This window comes from Devosia sp., from assembly GCF_030689745.1.
GTDB classification, from domain to species: domain Bacteria; phylum Pseudomonadota; class Alphaproteobacteria; order Rhizobiales; family Devosiaceae; genus Devosia; species Devosia alba.
The window spans coordinates 1-16,912 of the sequence record NZ_JAUYGL010000198.1; the positions used below are offsets into that span (position 1 = coordinate 1).

Annotated in this window: 18 protein-coding genes; 12 read left to right on the forward strand and 6 right to left on the reverse strand. The window is 61.8% G+C overall.

Features of this window, described 5'->3' with window-relative positions; all coding sequences use genetic code 11:
- On the reverse strand, positions 1 to 182 hold a 182-nt coding region (locus Q8O80_RS17605; RefSeq protein ID WP_305581652.1), incomplete at its 3' end, for a LysR family transcriptional regulator.
- Between the two features lie 178 nt (positions 183 to 360).
- Between Q8O80_RS17605 and Q8O80_RS17610 the strand changes: the two genes are divergently transcribed.
- The gene (locus tag Q8O80_RS17610) at positions 361 to 579 is read left to right on the forward strand and encodes a DUF1127 domain-containing protein (protein ID WP_305581654.1); all 219 of its coding nucleotides are present in this window, start codon (positions 361 to 363) and stop codon (positions 577 to 579) included.
- Between the two features lie 9 nt (positions 580 to 588).
- Here the strand turns inward: Q8O80_RS17610 and Q8O80_RS17615 are convergent, their stop codons facing one another.
- A complete protein-coding gene (locus Q8O80_RS17615) occupies positions 589 to 942 on the reverse strand; it encodes a septal ring lytic transglycosylase RlpA family protein (protein WP_305581656.1) in 354 nt (117 codons plus the stop codon).
- A 446-nt stretch (positions 943 to 1,388) separates the two neighbouring features.
- Between Q8O80_RS17615 and Q8O80_RS17620 the strand changes: the two genes are divergently transcribed.
- A complete protein-coding gene (locus tag Q8O80_RS17620; protein ID WP_305581658.1) occupies positions 1,389 to 2,459 on the forward strand; it encodes a GGDEF domain-containing protein in 1,071 nt (356 codons plus the stop codon).
- A 34-nt stretch (positions 2,460 to 2,493) separates the two neighbouring features.
- Here the strand turns inward: Q8O80_RS17620 and Q8O80_RS17625 are convergent, their stop codons facing one another.
- Positions 2,494 to 3,201 (reverse strand): NYN domain-containing protein, encoded by a 708-nt coding sequence (locus tag Q8O80_RS17625; RefSeq protein ID WP_305581660.1) that lies wholly within the window; start codon positions 3,199 to 3,201, stop codon positions 2,494 to 2,496.
- A gap of 254 nt (positions 3,202 to 3,455) precedes the next feature.
- Here Q8O80_RS17625 and Q8O80_RS17630 point away from each other — a divergent pair, with 254 nt between their 5' ends.
- Complete coding sequence (locus tag Q8O80_RS17630; protein WP_305581662.1) at positions 3,456 to 3,833, forward strand: DoxX family protein; 378 nt, start codon at positions 3,456 to 3,458, stop codon at positions 3,831 to 3,833.
- A 44-nt stretch (positions 3,834 to 3,877) separates the two neighbouring features.
- On the opposite strand, the gene Q8O80_RS17635 is transcribed toward Q8O80_RS17630, so the two are convergent.
- Positions 3,878 to 4,600 (reverse strand): TetR family transcriptional regulator C-terminal domain-containing protein, encoded by a 723-nt coding sequence (locus Q8O80_RS17635; RefSeq protein ID WP_305581664.1) that lies wholly within the window; start codon positions 4,598 to 4,600, stop codon positions 3,878 to 3,880.
- Positions 4,601 to 4,724: 124 nt separating this feature from the next.
- Here Q8O80_RS17635 and Q8O80_RS17640 point away from each other — a divergent pair, with 124 nt between their 5' ends.
- The 9 genes from Q8O80_RS17640 to Q8O80_RS17680 all read left to right on the forward strand — a co-directional run bounded on the left by Q8O80_RS17640 (position 4,725) and on the right by Q8O80_RS17680 (position 15,343).
- The gene (locus tag Q8O80_RS17640; protein WP_305581666.1) at positions 4,725 to 6,053 is read left to right on the forward strand and encodes an aspartate aminotransferase family protein; all 1,329 of its coding nucleotides are present in this window, start codon (positions 4,725 to 4,727) and stop codon (positions 6,051 to 6,053) included.
- Positions 6,053 to 7,546 (forward strand): CoA-acylating methylmalonate-semialdehyde dehydrogenase, encoded by a 1,494-nt coding sequence (locus tag Q8O80_RS17645; RefSeq protein ID WP_305581668.1) that lies wholly within the window; start codon positions 6,053 to 6,055, stop codon positions 7,544 to 7,546. Before Q8O80_RS17640 ends, Q8O80_RS17645 begins: the two co-directional genes overlap by 1 nt.
- Before the next feature lie 9 nt (positions 7,547 to 7,555).
- The gene (locus tag Q8O80_RS17650) at positions 7,556 to 8,806 is read left to right on the forward strand and encodes a Zn-dependent hydrolase (protein ID WP_305581670.1); all 1,251 of its coding nucleotides are present in this window, start codon (positions 7,556 to 7,558) and stop codon (positions 8,804 to 8,806) included.
- Positions 8,807 to 8,971: 165 nt separating this feature from the next.
- On the forward strand, positions 8,972 to 10,426 hold the full coding sequence (hydA, locus tag Q8O80_RS17655) for a dihydropyrimidinase (protein WP_305581672.1): 1,455 nt from the start codon (positions 8,972 to 8,974) through the stop codon (positions 10,424 to 10,426).
- On the forward strand, positions 10,426 to 11,235 hold the full coding sequence (locus tag Q8O80_RS17660; protein ID WP_305581674.1) for an ABC transporter ATP-binding protein: 810 nt from the start codon (positions 10,426 to 10,428) through the stop codon (positions 11,233 to 11,235). The genes hydA and Q8O80_RS17660 overlap by 1 nt, the downstream gene beginning before the upstream one ends.
- Entirely contained in the window at positions 11,232 to 12,098 is an 867-nt protein-coding gene (locus Q8O80_RS17665; RefSeq protein WP_305581676.1) for an ABC transporter permease, read from the forward strand. The genes Q8O80_RS17660 and Q8O80_RS17665 overlap by 4 nt, the downstream gene beginning before the upstream one ends.
- Entirely contained in the window at positions 12,095 to 13,195 is a 1,101-nt protein-coding gene (locus tag Q8O80_RS17670) for an ABC transporter permease (protein WP_305581678.1), read from the forward strand. The genes Q8O80_RS17665 and Q8O80_RS17670 overlap by 4 nt, the downstream gene beginning before the upstream one ends.
- A 19-nt stretch (positions 13,196 to 13,214) precedes the next feature.
- Positions 13,215 to 14,192: an ABC transporter substrate-binding protein gene (locus Q8O80_RS17675; RefSeq protein WP_305581680.1), complete on the forward strand. Its 978-nt coding sequence runs from the start codon at positions 13,215 to 13,217 to the stop codon at positions 14,190 to 14,192.
- 269 nt (positions 14,193 to 14,461) lie between these two features.
- Positions 14,462 to 15,343, forward strand: coding sequence for a hypothetical protein (locus tag Q8O80_RS17680; RefSeq protein ID WP_305581682.1), 882 nt, complete (start codon positions 14,462 to 14,464; stop codon positions 15,341 to 15,343).
- A 145-nt stretch (positions 15,344 to 15,488) separates the two neighbouring features.
- Here Q8O80_RS17680 and truB read toward each other — a convergent pair whose 3' ends face one another.
- Both truB and rbfA read right to left on the reverse strand, forming a co-directional pair.
- Entirely contained in the window at positions 15,489 to 16,391 is a 903-nt protein-coding gene (gene truB / locus Q8O80_RS17685) for a tRNA pseudouridine(55) synthase TruB (RefSeq protein WP_305581684.1), read from the reverse strand.
- Positions 16,388 to 16,795 (reverse strand): 30S ribosome-binding factor RbfA, encoded by a 408-nt coding sequence (gene rbfA / locus Q8O80_RS17690; protein WP_305581686.1) that lies wholly within the window; start codon positions 16,793 to 16,795, stop codon positions 16,388 to 16,390. The genes truB and rbfA overlap by 4 nt, the downstream gene beginning before the upstream one ends.
- Positions 16,796 to 16,912: the final 117 nt, after the last annotated feature.

Below are 16,912 nucleotides of genomic sequence, written 5' to 3' on the forward strand. Positions count from 1 at the left end.
TGGGTCAGCCGGTAGCCGCTCTGGCTGCGCACAAACAGTCGCTCGCCAATCTGGCGTTCCAATGTGCTGACCCGCCGCCCCAGCGTGGCCGCGCTCAACCCCGTCGTGTCCGTAGCCGCACTCAATCCACCCAGACGCGCCACGGCCAGAAACAGCTTCAGGTCATCCCAACTGAAATCCATTTTTCATTTCTGCAAAGAGCATTGCGAACTCAAACATAGCAAATTTCTCTCCAAAACGGCAATACTGGACGTGAGGTGCCAATATTGGAGCGCCCGCCTGCCAACTATCATTCGATTTATGAAAATGCCGTGCAACGGGTAGTTGCGCGCGCTGCAGGCCCTTGTCTGGAGACCCGAAATGCTTGTTAAGTTGATCCGCCACTTGCGCGATTGGTACCGGTATCGGCAAACCGTCCACTATCTCGAAATGCTTGATGACCACCTGTTGGATGATCTGGGGACCGAGCGGGACCAGATTGATTGCTTTGCCTGGCAGTCGGTCAGGCCCGCCATGCCGTGCGCACCAGAACGGGGCGCCTCCGGCCTGGAGACGCCCCGTCAGGGCAGTCGGTTTTGACTGCAGAAATTACAGCTGGCTGAGGCACACCGAGGTGACGCCGCGATTGCGGAAGCCCAGCTTAGTCGCAGCGGCTTTGGACAGGTCGATGATGCGCTTGCCGACAAACGGGCCGCGATCATTGATCGTCACTTCGATTTCACTGCCGGTGCGTTGATCGGTGACCTTGACCTTGGTGCCAAAGGGCAGCGAGCGGTGGGCGGCGGTCATGGCGTTTTCATTGAAGATCTCGCCTGATGCGGCGGTCTTGCCATTAAAGCCGGGACCGTACCAGGAGGCGCCACCACACTGCGCATAGGCTGCAGACGAAACTGAGAACATAACTGCAGCAAGTGCGGCGATGGAGAGGGTTTTTCTAATCAAGACGGAGACTCACATAGTTGGTATTGGCCGCTGACTAATCGTGCCTGCGGGCCACAATGTGCCCGGATTGGCCACAACTGCCCTCAGGCCCGGAACTGTTGCAGATGGGCCGCAGTCATCGCCGCCTTGTTCGCGCCATAGTCATGGCCGGCACGGCGATGTTGGAGAATATGAATCCGGCATTAACCAAATTGGCGAAATGCACAGGGTTGATTATCCGCATTGTCGGATTCATCTTTCGCACTGTGGCCCGCAAGCCACGGTTCCCAGCCGACTGCACCAGATGGCCGCTTTCCCGGGGTTCCCGGAAAAATCGGCAGCAGATTATTGCTGCGTCGGCCGTTCGTGGCGCGATTGTGGCAAGCTTTGGCCGTTTTCTGCGCCGGCGCTAACGCTTTGCCAATCTCTGGGGTGCCAGTGTGCGCCCGCTGGGGACGCAGACTACTATGATATTGAATTGGACACGCCGTGATCGTGTGCCGCGCGCAATCGCGCCGGCCGCGCTGAACGAACATCATGCAATCAAGAAAATTGGCCGCCTGCTGGTGATGTCCATTGCCGCACTGGCGCTTACCTGTGCCGTGCTATTGGCCACCGGCTTCCAGGTGCGCCTGCTTTACGAGCACGAAACCGCAGCGGCCGAGCATGTCCGCGCCGCCAACGCGATTGACCTGATCGTCGGCCGGTCCGGTCCGCTCAGGCAATCCGACGCCGCAATGATTGGCCGTATCGCGGGGTTGAACGGTGCGCATCTGTCGTCTGCCGCCCCCAGCGACCCCAACGCCCTGATGATTCCGCTGCTGGGCGAACAGAGTCTGTTCGGCAGCTATCTGGTGTGGGGTGAAAATCCCTTCGCCAATGACATGTTTCGGCACTTTGCCCCGATTCGCCTGCCGGTCGTGGCCGCGATGTTGTTGTTTGTTGCCGGTCTGATGCTGCATCTGCGCCGATTGGTCGGCGATATCGAGCGGCAGCGCCGCCTGGCCCACCGACAATCGCGCACCGACGTGGTCACCGGGCTTGGCAACCGTCTGGCCCTCGACAGCACCATGGACGAACTGGGCACTGCGGCCATCCCGTTTGGCATCGTTATCCTGGACCTCGACCGGTTCAAGGCGGTCAATGACGCGCTGGGCCATGCCGCCGGTGATATTGTGTTGCGCACGGTGGGCCAACGCCTTGCCACCCTGCTCGGCCCCCAGGACCAGCTGGTGCGACTGGGGGGCGATGAATTCGTCATTGTGGCGGTCAGCACGCCCGGCGCCGATGCCCTCGACCTGTTCGCACGGGAGTGCATTTTTGCCATCGAGCAGCCCATCGACTTGGCGGGCCGCACGGTGCGGATCGGCACAAGCCTGGGCATTGTGGCAGCCGGCAGCAGCGATCTGCCGCCCGCCATCCTGCTCGGCGCAGCCGACGCCGCGCTCTATCGCGCCAAGGCTATGCAGGGCAGCAGCTTCCAGTTTGCTGGCGAGACCCACTCCGATCAGACGAGCTGGCACTTGCGCTGCGCCTAGACGCGGTATCCGCCGACCGGCACTGGGCGCAGCGTTAGCCTGCATTGTGCAGCCGCGGCGCCTGCACCTGCAGCCCCGACCCGCGACCAACCCGCTCGACCAGCCCATGGGCGACCAGCGTCCTGAGGAACTTGCCCCGACCGCTGAGCCGGGTGGCGAGGTCGGGCTCCGCGCTGATGATCGCCCTGGTCAATGCTGTGGGCGCGATTGGACCATTCTGGCTGGCTAGCAGAACAAGCCGCCTCAGGCGGGCCAGTTCGCTCCTGTCCAAGATCGGCCCTGGAGCGGATTTGGCTGGCGTCGCTGTAATGTGCGGGGGGGCGCCGATGACGACGAAGCTCGAACACGCCACTCGGAACGATGCGGAGGGCTCGGCCTGCGCAAAGCCCAGTACCAACAGGCCCGCATCGCGCAGGCGCATTGCCAGCGGCGTGAAGTCCCGATCCCGCGTCACCAGGGCGATAGCGTCGATCCTGGCCTGATGCACGATGTCCATCGCCTCAATGGTGAGCTTGATGTCGGCGCCATTCTTGCCCTTGCCCAGGCTGGGCTGCAGGACCAGGTCGATGCCACGATCCCGGCCGCAACCAATCCAGCCGGCGAGGCTGGCGGACGAGAAATCGCCCACTGCGCGCTTGATCTGCACAGTGCCCAGCGGTGCCAACGCGTCGAGTGCATTCAGTGCCGTTTCGCAATTGATGTTCTCGGCGTCGAACAACACCGCAATGCGCTTGTCAGCCATGGCAAATCCGTTAGTTGGCAGGGATCAGCCTAACCAGGGCTATTAAAGGATCTCCGCTGCACTTGCCGAAAGTTTTAGCTATCGGCGTGCGCCCGGCGTCAGCCACGCAGCGATAGGTGTTCGCATTGCCCTCATTCCCGTCGTTTGGCCTGTCGAAAATGACTATCCTCGCTCGTCATATCCGGGAATGCAGTCTGGCTGGAGGTTAGCCATACCCCGACCTGGCCGCACCATCATTACACAGGACGTTTTGCATGACCCTTGATCTGCCTGATATTGTCTTCGCGCTGGCCCGGATTTTGCTCGGTGGCGCCTTTCTAGTTTTTGGCATTCGCAACATCGCCAACCTTTCGAGCCTCACCCTCGCCCTGACGGCGCGCGGCATGATCCTGCCCCGCCTGTCTGCGATTATTGGCGTGGCACTGCAGATTGTTGGCGGCCTGCTGGTGGCCGTCGGCCCATTCGCGCTGATCGGCGGCGCTGCCTTGATTGTCTTCCTGATCTTCGCAACCGTGCTGTTCCACAATTTCTGGAGCTATTCCGGCGCGGAGCGGCTCACCCATCTCAATGCGACGATCATGAATCTGGGGCTCGTCGGCGCTTTCCTGCTGCCGATTGCGGCGATGCTCTGATTGCTTTCCGGGATGGTTCGCCATCCCGGTTTTCTCGCTCCGTGTCAGCGGCCCGCCGGCTTTGGCGTCAGCCCATGCATGAACAACTGCTCCAGATAGCGGGCGGCATCCTCAAAGCGCCCCTCGCCATTGCGGCTGGGGCCCAGCACGGCCCGCACCTGCACATCGAAATCGGCATAGTGCTGGGTGGTCGCCCAGATCGAAAAGATCAGGTGATAGGGGTCGGTGCGGGCCAGCTTGCCCTCATCCATCCACCCCAGCAGTACCTGGGCCTTCTCGTCGACCAGATTTTTCAGGTCCAGCTCGATCATCTCGATGATGCGCGGCGCGCCCTGTAGCATTTCATTGGCAAACAGCCGGCTCTCGCGCGGGTAATCGCGCGCCATTTCCAGCTTGCGCCGAATATAGGAGCGAATTTCGGGGAAGGGGTCGCCGGTGGCATCCATTTCCTTGAGCGGCGCCAGCCAGGTCTCCAGCAGGGCGGCCATCAGCCGGCGGTGGATCTCTTCCTTGCGCGGAAAATAATAGAGCAGATTGGGTTTGCTCATCCCCGCCACCTCGGCGATCTGGTCGATCGTGGCGCCGCGAAACCCATGCATGGAAAACACCTCGAGCGCCGCCTCCAGGATCACGTCCTGTTTCTCGCGCTGAATGCGGGTCAACGGCCGGACTTTGCCATGCGGATGGGCCGCCGCCTTGGCCTCAGCCTTGTGCTGGCGCTTCGGCGCTGCGGTCAGATCGGCACTGCTCTTTTTGGTCGCCGGCATTTTTCGCCTTGCTAGAAAGTTTTGGAGTGCTAAGTTTTTTCCAACTGGTCAAAATTCAGAGCATTGCGCCCTCGCGTCAAGTGCCAATCGTGATCAGGCCGGAATAATGGGGAGCGAGATAGAAGTGTCCAATTCCAATACCGTGGTGCCAAACGATTTGAGCGCCTTCTGGATGCCGTTCACAGCCAATCGGCAATTCAAGAAGGCCCCTCGTATGCTGGTGGCCGCCAAGGACATGCACTACACCACCTCTGATGGCCGGCAGGTGCTTGATGGCACGGCCGGTCTGTGGTGCGTCAATGCCGGTCACGCCCGCCCCCGCATCGTCGAGGCCATTGCCAAGCAGGCCGCCGAACTCGATTACGCCCCGGCCTTCCAGATGGGTCATCCCAAGGCATTCGAGCTCGCCAATCGTATTGTCGATATTGCCCCCAACGGCCTCAATCACGTGCTGTTCACCAATTCGGGCTCCGAGTCGGTGGAAACCGCACTCAAGCTGGCCCTGGCCTATCATCGGGTCAAGGGCGAGGGCGCCCGTTCCCGTCTGATCGGCCGCGAGCGCGGCTATCACGGCGTCAATTTCGGCGGCATTTCGGTTGGCGGCATTGTCAGCAACCGCAAAATGTTCGGCTCGCTGCTGACCGGCGTCGATCATATGCCCCACACCCACAACCTGACCAAGAACGCCTATTCCAAGGGTGTGCCCGAATACGGCACCGAACTGGCCGACGAGCTTGAGCGCATCGTCACCCTGCATGATGCCTCCACCATCGCAGCCGTCATCGTTGAACCCGTGGCCGGCTCCACCGGCGTGCTGATTCCCCCCATGGGCTATCTCAAGCGCCTGCGCGAAATCACCAGGAAGCACGGTATCCTGCTGATTTTTGATGAGGTCATTACCGGCTTTGGCCGTCTTGGCACCCCGTTTGGCGCGGATTATTTCGGCGTCATCCCCGATATCATGATCACCGCCAAGGGCCTGACCAATGGCGTCATTCCGATGGGCGCCGTGCTGGTGTCCTCGGAAATCCATGACGCGTTCATGCAGGGCCCCGAGCACATGATCGAATTTTTCCACGGCTATACCTATTCGGGCAATCCGATGGCCTCGGCCGCCGGTCTGGCGACGCTGGAAACCTATAAGGAAGAGGGTCTGCTGACCCGGGGCGCCGAACTGGCGCCGATCTTCCAGGATGCCCTGCATTCGCTTAAGGGCGAGCCGCATGTCATCGACATCCGCAATATTGGTCTGGTTGGCGCTGTCGAGCTTGATCCTATTGCTGGCGCCCCCACCAAGCGCGCCTTTTCGGCCTTCCTCAAATGTTATGAGGATGGCGTCCTGGTACGGACCACCGGCGATATCATCGCCATGAGCCCGCCCCTGATTATTTCCGAAAGCCAGATCGGCGAACTGATCGACGGCGTCCGGGCAGCCCTGCGGAGCATCGACTGATGAACATTATTGAAAACGCCGTTGCCGGCAAACGCTATGTTTCCACGGGTCGTCGCGTGCCGGTGTTCAATCCGGCCACCGGCGAAGTCTCGGCCGAACTGCCGCTCTCGACGCTGAGCGAGCTCAACGCGGCGGTGGCCTCGGCCAAACAGGCGCAGGTGGCCTGGGGCAATACCCCGCCTATGAAGCGCGCCCGCGTGATGTTCAAGTTCAAGGCGCTGCTTGATCAATATGCCGACGACATGGCGCGCGAGATTTCGCGCGAGCACGGCAAGGTGCATGACGATGCCCTGGGCGAAGTGGCCCGTGGCATCGACTGCGTCGATTACGCCTGCGGCATTCCCCAGCTGCTCAAGGGCGAGTTCTCGCGCAATGTCGGGCCCTCGATCGACACCCATTCCGATCGCCAGCCGCTCGGCGTCGTGGCCGGCATCACCCCGTTCAACTTCCCCGCCATGGTGCCGATGTGGATGTATCCAGCCGCCATCGCCTGCGGCAATGCCTTCATCCTCAAGCCCTCCGAGCGTGATCCCTCCGCCTCCATGCTGGCCTGGAACCTGTTCATGGAAGCCGGGCTTCCCGAGGGCATTCTCAATATCGTTCACGGCGACAAGGAAATGGTGGACGGCCTGCTCGACCACCCCGACGTCAAGGCGATCAGCTTTGTTGGCTCCACCCCGATTGCCGAATATGTCTATCAGCGCGGCACCAAGGCCGGTAAGCGCGTCCAGGCTCTCGGCGGCGCCAAGAACCACATGGTGATCCTGCCCGATGCCGATCTCGACCAGGTCGCTGATGCCCTGATGGGCGCCGGCTACGGTTCGGCCGGCGAACGTTGCATGGCCATTTCGGTCGCCGTACCGGTGGGCAAGGAAACCGCCGATGCGCTGGTTGCCAAGCTCAAGCCGCGCGTCGAAAGTCTCAAGATCGGCCCGGCCACCGACAAGGACGCCGAAATGGGTCCGGTGGTCACCAAGATGCACCGCGACAAGATCATCGGCTATATCGACGCCGGTGTGGAGCAGGGCGCCGATCTCGTCGTCGACGGCCGGGGGTTTAAACTGCAGGGCTATGAAGACGGCTATTATGTCGGCGGCACGCTGTTCGACAATGTCACGCCCGACATGACCATCTACAAGGAAGAGATCTTCGGTCCCGTCCTCTCAGTGGTGCGCGCCAACACCTATAACGAGGCGGTCGACCTCATCAACGCGCACGAATATGCCAATGGCACCGCCATCTTCACCCGCGACGGCGACGCCGCCCGTGAATTCGCCGACAAGATCGAAGTGGGCATGGTCGGCATCAACGTCCCCATCCCCGTGCCGGTGGCCTACCACTCCTTCGGCGGCTGGAAGCGAAGCCTGTTTGGCGACCACGCCATCTACGGCCCCGAAGGCGTGCATTTCTATACGCGGCTCAAAACCGTCACCACCCGCTGGCCCGCCGGCATCAAGGGCGGCGCCGAATTCAGCTTCCCCAGCGTCAAATAGGAGAGCGCCATGTCGGCCCCAGGAGAAAACCTTCGCATCAATGGCGACCGCCTCTGGGACAGCATCATGGAGATGGCCAGGATTGGTCCCGGCATTGCCGGGGGCAATAACCGCCAGACCCTGACTGATGAAGACAGTGAGGGGCGGCACCTGTTCAAGCGCTGGTGCGACGATGCGGGCCTCACTATGGGCGTCGACCAGATGGGCACCATGTTCATGACCCGCCCGGGCACCGATGCCGATGCGCTGCCGGTCTATGTCGGCAGCCACCTCGATACCCAGCCTACTGGCGGCAAATATGATGGCGTGCTCGGCGTGCTGGCCGGGCTCGAAATTGTCCGCAGCCTGAACGATCTGGGCATCAAGACCCGCCACCCGATTGTCGTCACCAACTGGACCAATGAGGAAGGCGCCCGCTTCGCGCCGGCCATGCTGGCATCGGGTGTCTTTGCCGGGGTGCATACCCAGGATTATGCCTATGCCCGTCAGGATCAGGAGGGCAAGAGCTTCGGCGATGAACTCGCTCGCATCGGCTGGCGCGGTGAGGAAACCGTGGGCGCGCGGAAGATGCACGCCTACTTCGAATATCACATCGAACAGGGTCCCATTCTGGAAGCCGAGAACAAGCAGATCGGCGTCGTCACCCACGGCCAGGGTCTGTGGTGGCTCGAATTCACCCTGACCGGCAAGGAAGCTCATACCGGCTCAACGCCGATGAACATGCGCGTCAATGCCGGTCTGGCCATGGCCCGCATTCTCGACATGGTCCAGGAAGTGGCGATGGCGCACCAGCCCGGCGCCGTGGGTGGGGTAGGGCAGATGAAATTTGCTCCCAATTCGCGCAATGTGCTGCCCGGCGCGGTGGTGTTCACCGTCGACATCCGCTCGCCGGAGCTGAGCAAGCTGACCAGCATGCGCAGCCAGATCGAAGCCAAGGCGCAGGCCATATGTGCCGAACTCGGCGTCGGCTACGCCATGGAGGCGGTCGGCCATTTCGACCCCGTCGCCTTTGATCCAACCCTGGTGGGTCGCGTCCGCGCCGCCGCCGAAAAGCTCGGCTATAGCCATATGGACCTGATTTCCGGCGCTGGTCACGACGCCTGCTGGGCCAACAAGGTTGCGCCGAGCACCATGGTGATGTGCCCCTGTGTCGGCGGCCTCAGCCATAACGAAGCCGAGGAGATTTCCCAGCAATGGGCCACCGCCGGCGCTGACGTGCTGTTCCACGCCGTGCTCGAAACGGCGGAGATCGTGGCGTGACAGGGGACTGAAGCAAACATCGATCGGCATTGCCAGTGACCAAGGAGGGGCGCTGACCATCGCGGGCACGAGACTGGCACCAAACTTGCAAGTAAATTGCAGACAGCCAACGCCGGGCCCAACAGCCGGAACTGACAGATATTACGACTAGGGAGTGAGCAAAAAATGGGCAGTACTGTCATCAAGAATGGCACCGTCGTCACCGCCGACCTGACCTATAAGGCCGACGTGAAGATTGAGGGCGAGGTGATTGTCGACATCGGGCCCAACCTCAGCGGCGACGCCGTCATAGACGCTACCGGCTGTTACATCATGCCCGGGGGGATAGACCCCCATACGCATTTGGAGATGCCCTTCATGGGCACCTATTCGACCGATGACTTTGAATCGGGCACCCGCGCGGCGCTGTCCGGCGGCACCACCATGGTGGTGGATTTCTGCCTGCCCAGTCCCGGCCAGAGCCTGCTCGAAGCATTGCAGATGTGGGACAACAAATCGGGCAAGGCCAGTGCCGACTACTCCTTCCACATGGCCATTACCTGGTGGGACGAACAGGTCTGGCGCGAGATGGACGAAGTGGTCAAGCGCGGCATCACCAGCTTCAAGCACTTCATGGCCTATAAGGGCGCGCTTATGGTCAATGATGACGAACTGTTCGCATCATTTCAGCGCTGCGCCGACCTTGGCGCGCTGCCGCTGGTGCATGCCGAGAATGGCGACGTCGTCGCGGCCATGACCGCCAAACTGCTGGCCGAGGGTAATAATGGCCCCGAGGCGCACGCCTATTCCCGCCCGCCAGAGGTCGAAGGCGAGGCCACCAATCGCGCCATCATGATCGCCGACATGGCCGGCGTGCCGCTCTATGTCGTGCATGTCTCGAGCGAACAGGCGCACGAGGCGATCCGCCGCGCCCGGCAAAAGGGCATGCGCGTCTATGGCGAACCGCTGGTGCAGCACCTGACGTTGGATGACAGCGAATATGCCAACCCCGATTGGGACCACGCCGCGGGCCGGGTGATGTCGCCGCCCTTCCGCAACAAGCTGCATCAGGATTCGTTGTGGGCTGGTCTGCAATCCGGCTCGCTCTCGGTGGTCGCCACCGATCACTGCGCCTTCACCATTGCGCAGAAGCGCCATGGCATTGGCGATTTTTCCAAGATCCCCAACGGCACTGGCGGCCTTGAAGATCGCCTTGCCGTGCTGTGGAGTCGCGGCGTCAATACCGGCCGGCTGACCATGAACGAGTTCGTCGCTGTCACCTCGACCAATATTGCCAAGATTCTCAACCTCTACCCCAAAAAGGGTGCGGTTCTCGTCGGCGCCGATGCCGATCTGGTGGTGTGGGATCCTGCGCGCAAGAAGACGGTGTCGGCCGCCACCCAGCAATCGGCCATCGACTACAATGTGTTCGAAGGGTTCGAACTGACCGGACTGCCACGCTTCGTGCTGACCCGCGGCCAGGTCGCCGTCATCGAAAACGAGATGCATCATCAGCCCGGTCATGGAAAGTTCGTCGCCCGCGAGGCGAAGAACCCTGTGAATCAGGCCCTTAGCCAGTGGAAAGACATCGTCGCGCCGCGCAAGGTGCAGCGGTCGGGCATTCCGGCCTCGGGGGTTTAATGTCAGTGCAGACCACGCCAGGCGACGCCGTTGTCGCGGCCAACAATCTTGGGCTCACCTTTCCGACCAATGATGGCGATGTTGTCGCGCTCAGCGATGTCAATCTGACCATCAACAAGGGCGAGTTCGTTTCCTTCATCGGCCCTTCGGGCTGTGGCAAGACGACGTTTCTCCGCACTATTGCCGATCTGGAGCAGCCCACTTCGGGGACCCTGACCATCAATGGCCAGAGCCCTGAAGCGGCCCGCCGCGCCCGCGCCTATGGCTATGTGTTTCAGGCGCCTGCGCTCTATCCCTGGCGCACCATTGCCAAGAATATTGCCCTGCCGCTCGAAATCATGGGGCACGGCTCGGCCGAGCAGGCCGAGCGCGTTGCCCGCACCATGGATCTGGTCAATCTGGCCGGCTTTGAACAGAAATATCCCTGGCAGCTCTCGGGTGGCATGCAGCAGCGCGCCTCCATTGCCCGCGCGCTGGCGTTCGACGCCGATCTGCTGCTGATGGATGAGCCCTTCGGCGCGCTGGATGAAATCGTCCGCGACCACCTCAATTCCGAATTGCTGAAATTGTGGGCGCGTACCCAGAAAACCATCTGTTTTGTCACCCATTCCATTCCCGAGGCGGTCTACCTCTCGACCCGGATTGTGGTGATGTCCCCGCGGCCCGGCCGGGTGATCGACATCATCGAATCCGATCTGCCAGCCGAACGGCCGCTCGACATGCGCGAGACGCCTGAATTCCTTGCCATCGCCGCGCGGGTGCGGGAGGGGTTGCGAGCCGGGCATTCCTATGACGAGGATCACGTTTGACCCGCGCCCTGCCCATTCTCACCGTGCTGCTGGCCATCGTCGTCATCTGGTACGCCGCCGCTATCGGCATGAACTCGCCGTGGCAGAACACGCTGAACACCCGCGCTGGACTCACCGATCTGCCCTTCACCGACTTTGCCCTGCAGACCTGGGCGCAGGATCGGCCACTCCTGCCGGCGCCGCATCAGGTGATCGGCGAAATCTGGAACGCCACCGTGGCGCTGGAGCTGACCTCCAAGCGTTCGCTGGCCTATCACGGCTGGATCACCCTCTCCTCCACCCTGCTGGGCTTCGTGCTGGGCACGGCGCTCGGCGTCGCCCTGGCCGTCATCATTGTGCACAATGAAGCGGCCAATCGCTCGCTAATGCCCTGGATCATTGCCAGCCAGACCATTCCCATCCTGGCCATCGCGCCCATGGTGGTGGTGGGGCTGGGCTCGATCGGCATCACCGGCACCGTGCCGCGCGCGCTGATCTCGATGTATCTCAGTTTCTTCCCGGTCGTGGTCGGCATGGTCAAGGGCCTGCGTTCGCCCGAAGCCATTCAGCTCGATCTGATGCGCACCTATGATGCCTCGCCCTGGCAGACCTTCTGGAAACTGCGCTGGCCCGCCGCCATGCCCATGCTGTTCGCCTCGATGAAGGTGGGCATTGCCATTTCGCTGGTCGGCGCGGTGGTCAGTGAACTCTCCAATGCCGCCGGTGGGGGCCTTGGCGTCCGACTGCTTACCGGTTCCTATAATGGCCAGACCATCCAGATCTGGGCTGCCCTGTTCATCGCTGCGGCGCTTGCCGCGGTGCTGGTGATGCTCGTTGGTGCGGCCGAGCGGCTGGTCAATGCCCGCATGGGGGTGCGCGCATGAGCCAGTTGCAGTTCTTTCTCGCGCTCATCGCCGGCGGGCTTTCCGCTATCGCCCTAGCCCTCAGCCTCATCACGCCGTTTGAACAGGGGCTCCTGCTCAAGGCGTTCCTCGCGCTCGGCGTCGTGTCGCTGCTGCGCTTCGTTGTCCCCATGGGACCATGGGCCGATGGCGTCCTGGCCGTGCTCGGCGCTACCGCCCTGCTGACCAGCCTGGAAGTCTTTGCCCCGGCGCCACCCTATTTCTGGCTGGCGCTGACCGTGACCTGGCTGTTTGCCTGGCTGTTCGTCGAACGCCTCAGCCACACCCTCGCCCCCCGGCTCTCCGACAATGCGGGGCTTGGCCTGCTCATCCCGGTGATGTTTGGAGCGGCCCTGCTGGTGGTCTGGGAAGTGGTGACGCGCGGCGCCAATGTGCCGCCCGTGTTGCTGCCCGCCCCATCGATGATCGGGGCGCAACTGGTCAATTCGGCACCGATCCTGTGGGCCGATTTCGTGCAGACCTTCATCAAGTCGGTGTTGCCGGGCTACGCCATCGGGTGCCTCTCGGGTCTCGCCGTTGCCATCCTCGTCGACCGCTCGCCTTTCCTCAAGGCGGGGCTCCTGCCCATCGGCAACTTCATGTCGGCCCTGCCCATCATCGGCATCGCGCCGATCATGGTCATGTGGTTCGGCTTTGATTGGCAATCCAAGGCCGCCGTCGTGGTGGCGATGACCTTCTTTCCCATGCTGGTCAACACCGTGGCAGGCCTTAATGCCAGCTCCGCCATCGAGCGTGACCTGATGCGCACCTATGCCGCCAATTACTGGCAAACCCTTATGAAGTTGCGGCTTCCCGCTGCGGGCCCCTTCATATTCAACGCACTCAAGATCAACTCGACTCTGGCCTTGATCGGCGCAATCGTAGCGGAATTCTTCGGGACGCCCGTTGTGGGAATGGGCTTCCGAATTTCTACAGGCGTTGGCCGGTTGGCCATCGATCTGGTCTGGGCAGAGATCGCCGTTGCTGCGATCGCGGGGTCTGCCTTCTACGGGGTGATCGCCCTCATCGAAAGGGGCGTCACCTTCTGGCATCCGTCTGTCCGTGGTGGACGGGCGTAACAGGGAAAAGGGAACGACAATGAACAAAATTATCGGAGGTCTGCTCGTGAGCGCCCTGGCGCTTTCGGCCACGCCCGCATTCGCACAGGACGCGCTGACACTGCAGCTCAAATGGGTCACCCAGGCCCAGTTCGCGGGCTATCTGGTTGCCGAGTCCAAGGGTTTTTATGACGAGGAAAACCTTGACGTCACCGTGCTGGCTGGCGGTCCCAACATCGCCCCCGAGCAGGTGATCGCCGGCGGCGGCGCCGACATCATCGTCACCTGGATGGCAGCGGGCATGGCCGCCCGCGAAAATGGCGTGCCACTGGTCAATATCGCCCAACCGTTCAAGCGCTCGGGCCTGATGATGATCTGCCCGACCGAAACCGAAATCAAGACGGTTGCCGACTTTCCGGGCCACACTTTGGGCGTCTGGTTCTTCGGTAACGAATACCCGTTCTTTGCCTGGATGAACAAGGAAGGCCTGGCTACCGACGGCTCGGAAGGCGGCGTCACCGTGCTGCAGCAGAGCTTTGACATCCAGCCGATGATCCAGGGCCAGGCCGATTGCATCTCGGTCATGACCTATAATGAATACGGGCAGGCGCTCGATGCCGGCTACGGACCGGACAATCTGACCATCTTCAACTATACCGAGATGGGCAATGACCTGCTTGAAGACGGTCTCTACGTCATGGAAGACAGCCTGGATGATCCGGCCAAGGTTGACGCCTATACCCGCTTCGTCCGCGCCTCGATGAAGGGCTGGGCCTATGCCGCCGAGAACCCCGAAGAAGCGGCCCAGATCGTCGTCGACATGGACGATACCGGCGCGGCAATGCTCGACCATCAGCTCTACATGGCCAAGGAAGTCGCCAAGCTGGTTGATCCGACCGATCCCGCGCTCGACATCGCAACCTATGAGCGCACGGTACAGGCCCTGATCGATCAGTCCATCATCAAGGAGCAGCCGGAAGGCGCTTACACCACCGTCGTTACCGACGCGCTGAAGTAAGCCCTATCAATCACTTGAAGACAGGAGGCGGGGAGCAATCCCCGCCTTTTTGTTTGCCTTGTTCTGCACATATTTGCGGCAGGCGGGGAACGAATCCGCTCACGCCATGTTGATAGGTCACCTGCTTAACTCAACAAGGCAATTGCAATGAACTCGATCATTTATCTCGTCGGCCTCGTCGTTGTGGTCATGGCCATCCTGTCATTCATCGGTCTGGCTTGAGCCTGCTATGGCCCATGCGAACACCATAAATTTCAGGAGCAGCCACTATGAGCATTGATGCGCCCGCGGGCGTCGCCGTTATCGAAACTTCCGTCGCCGAGCGTGACCAGTCGAGCTATGTCGATTGGCCTGCCATTATTGCCGGCATTGTGCTGGCCACGGCCATCAGCGTTGTGCTGATCAGCTTTGGCTCGGCCGTTGGCCTGAACTTCCTCGACTTCGGCTATGGCACGGGCGTCAACCCGATCGTGGTCGGCATTGTCGCGGCCAGCTGGTTCCTCTGGGTGCAGATCTCCAGCTTCATGGCTGGCGGTTATCTGACCGGTCGCCTGCGTCGCCGGCATCTCGATGCCAGTGAAGACGAGAGCGATCTGCGTGATGGCGCCCATGGCCTGCTGGTCTGGGGCGGCGCCGCGCTGCTGGGCACCATGATCGCCGTTGGCGGCATTGGGGCGGTCGCCTCTACGGCTGGCAATATTGCTGCCACGGCCACCAATGCGGCTGAAGGTCCGGCCGATGCCCTCGATCCAAACGCCTATTTCGTTGATACCATGTTCCGCTCCAATCAGCCGGTAGAAGCCATGGTGGCGCGCGAAGAAGCCACAAGGATCTTTGCCCGGGCCGCCCTTGACGATGGCACCTTTGCTGACGCTGATCGTGCCTACCTGGCCAATATTGTCGCCGCCAATACCGGGATTGCGCCTGCTGAAGCCCAGACCCGCGTCGACCAGGCCATCGCCAATGTCGAAGCTGCCCGGCAGGAGGCCATCGAGGCCGCGCGGATCGCCCGCAACACCGGCATCATTGGTGCCTTCCTGCTGGCCGCCTCGCTGCTGATCTCGGCTATTGGTGCTTACTGGGCTGCCCAGAAAGGTGGCAACCACCGCGACAATAACAGCGTCTTTGCTGACGTATTCCGTCGGTTCTAGGGAAAGGAAAGCAGATGTTTCGAGGTATTGGACTCTGGCTGCTCGGCGTGCCGATCTGGCTGATCATCATCATCATCTTTTTCATCAACTAGAAGACGATCAATCATTCAAAAAGGCGGGGCGCAAGCTCCGCCTTTTTTCTCGTTCAGTTGAACACGCGCCTGGGGCGGAACTGGCCAAACTCGACCCAGCCGGTTGCCAGCACGTCGCCCTTGAAACTGGCCCAGCACTCATCCACGCTCACCGGCGAACCGGCCCCGGTCAGCAGCACAGTATTGCCATGGCGTACGGCGCTGGCCTGCAGCGCGTCGAGCCGGATTTCCGGCAGGTCGCCAAAGCCCGACCATACCGGCTGCAGCAAGGCGTCGCGCGCTGCCCCGTCCAGCGCCTCAAGCTGCTCGATGGTCACGGCATCTTCATCGGTAAATGGCCCCACGGCGGCGCGATGCAGCATGCTGACATGACCGCGCGTGCCCAGGGCCTCGCCAATATCGCGGGCCAATGAGCGCACATAGGTACCCTTGCCGCAGGTGACCTCCAGAATGCTGCTTTCGCTGCCATGCTCGATCAGTTCAATGGCATCCACATCAATCTCGCGCGGCGGCAGATCGACCGCTTCGCCGGCCCGCGCCAGGTCATAGGCCCGCTCGCCATCGATCTTGAGCGCCGAAAAGATCGGTGGCCGCTGCATGATGGTGCCGACAAATTGCGGCAACACCGCCTCCAGTGCCGCCCGATCGGGCCGCCTATCGGAGGTGGCGATCACCGCGCCTTCGGTGTCGTCCGTGGTGGTGGCGCTGCCCCAGGTAATGGCAAAGCGATAGATCTTGGTGCCGTCCTGCACCTGCGGCACCGCCTTGGTCGCCTCGCCCAGCGCAATCGGCAGAATGCCGGTCGCCAGCGGGTCCAGCGTGCCGGCATGGCCGGCCTTGGCCGCGCTGAACAGCCAGCGCACCTTGCCCACCGCCTGGGTGGACGTCATGTCATAGGGCTTGTTGAGCACCACCCAGCCGGAAATCGCGCGTTTGACGCGTTTGGGGGCGCTCAATCGGTCTCGCCATCATCGTCGGCGAGGTCGCGCTTGACCTTTTCGGAGCGCAGCAGCGCGTCGATACGCCCGGCTTCCTCAAACGTCTCGTCAACGAAGAACCGCACTTCGGGCGCAAATTTGACGTTCAGCGCGGGCGAGACCCGGCCGCGCACATATTTGCGGTGTCGGTTCAGTGCCGCGACGATTTCCTCGGCATGCTGGCCGCCCAGCGGCATGATGTAGACATTGGCCAGCTTGAGATCGGAGCTCATGCGCACTTCGGGCACGGTGATCACCGTGCCGCGCAGGGCATCATCATCAATGTCGCCGCGGGCGAAGATGTCCGCCATCGCGTGGCGGACCAGTTCACCCATGCGCAGCGAGCGCTGGGTCGGGCCGGAAAATTTGTTGTCTTTGCTCATGGGAGCGAATTAGGCCCTCGCTGCCTTCCCGTCAATCGGTGTGGACGCGCGTGGCATGGCTCCCAACCACTTGTTACCGCCCTTGAGCCTTGTGCGGTAAATTTCGTCAATGCCGGC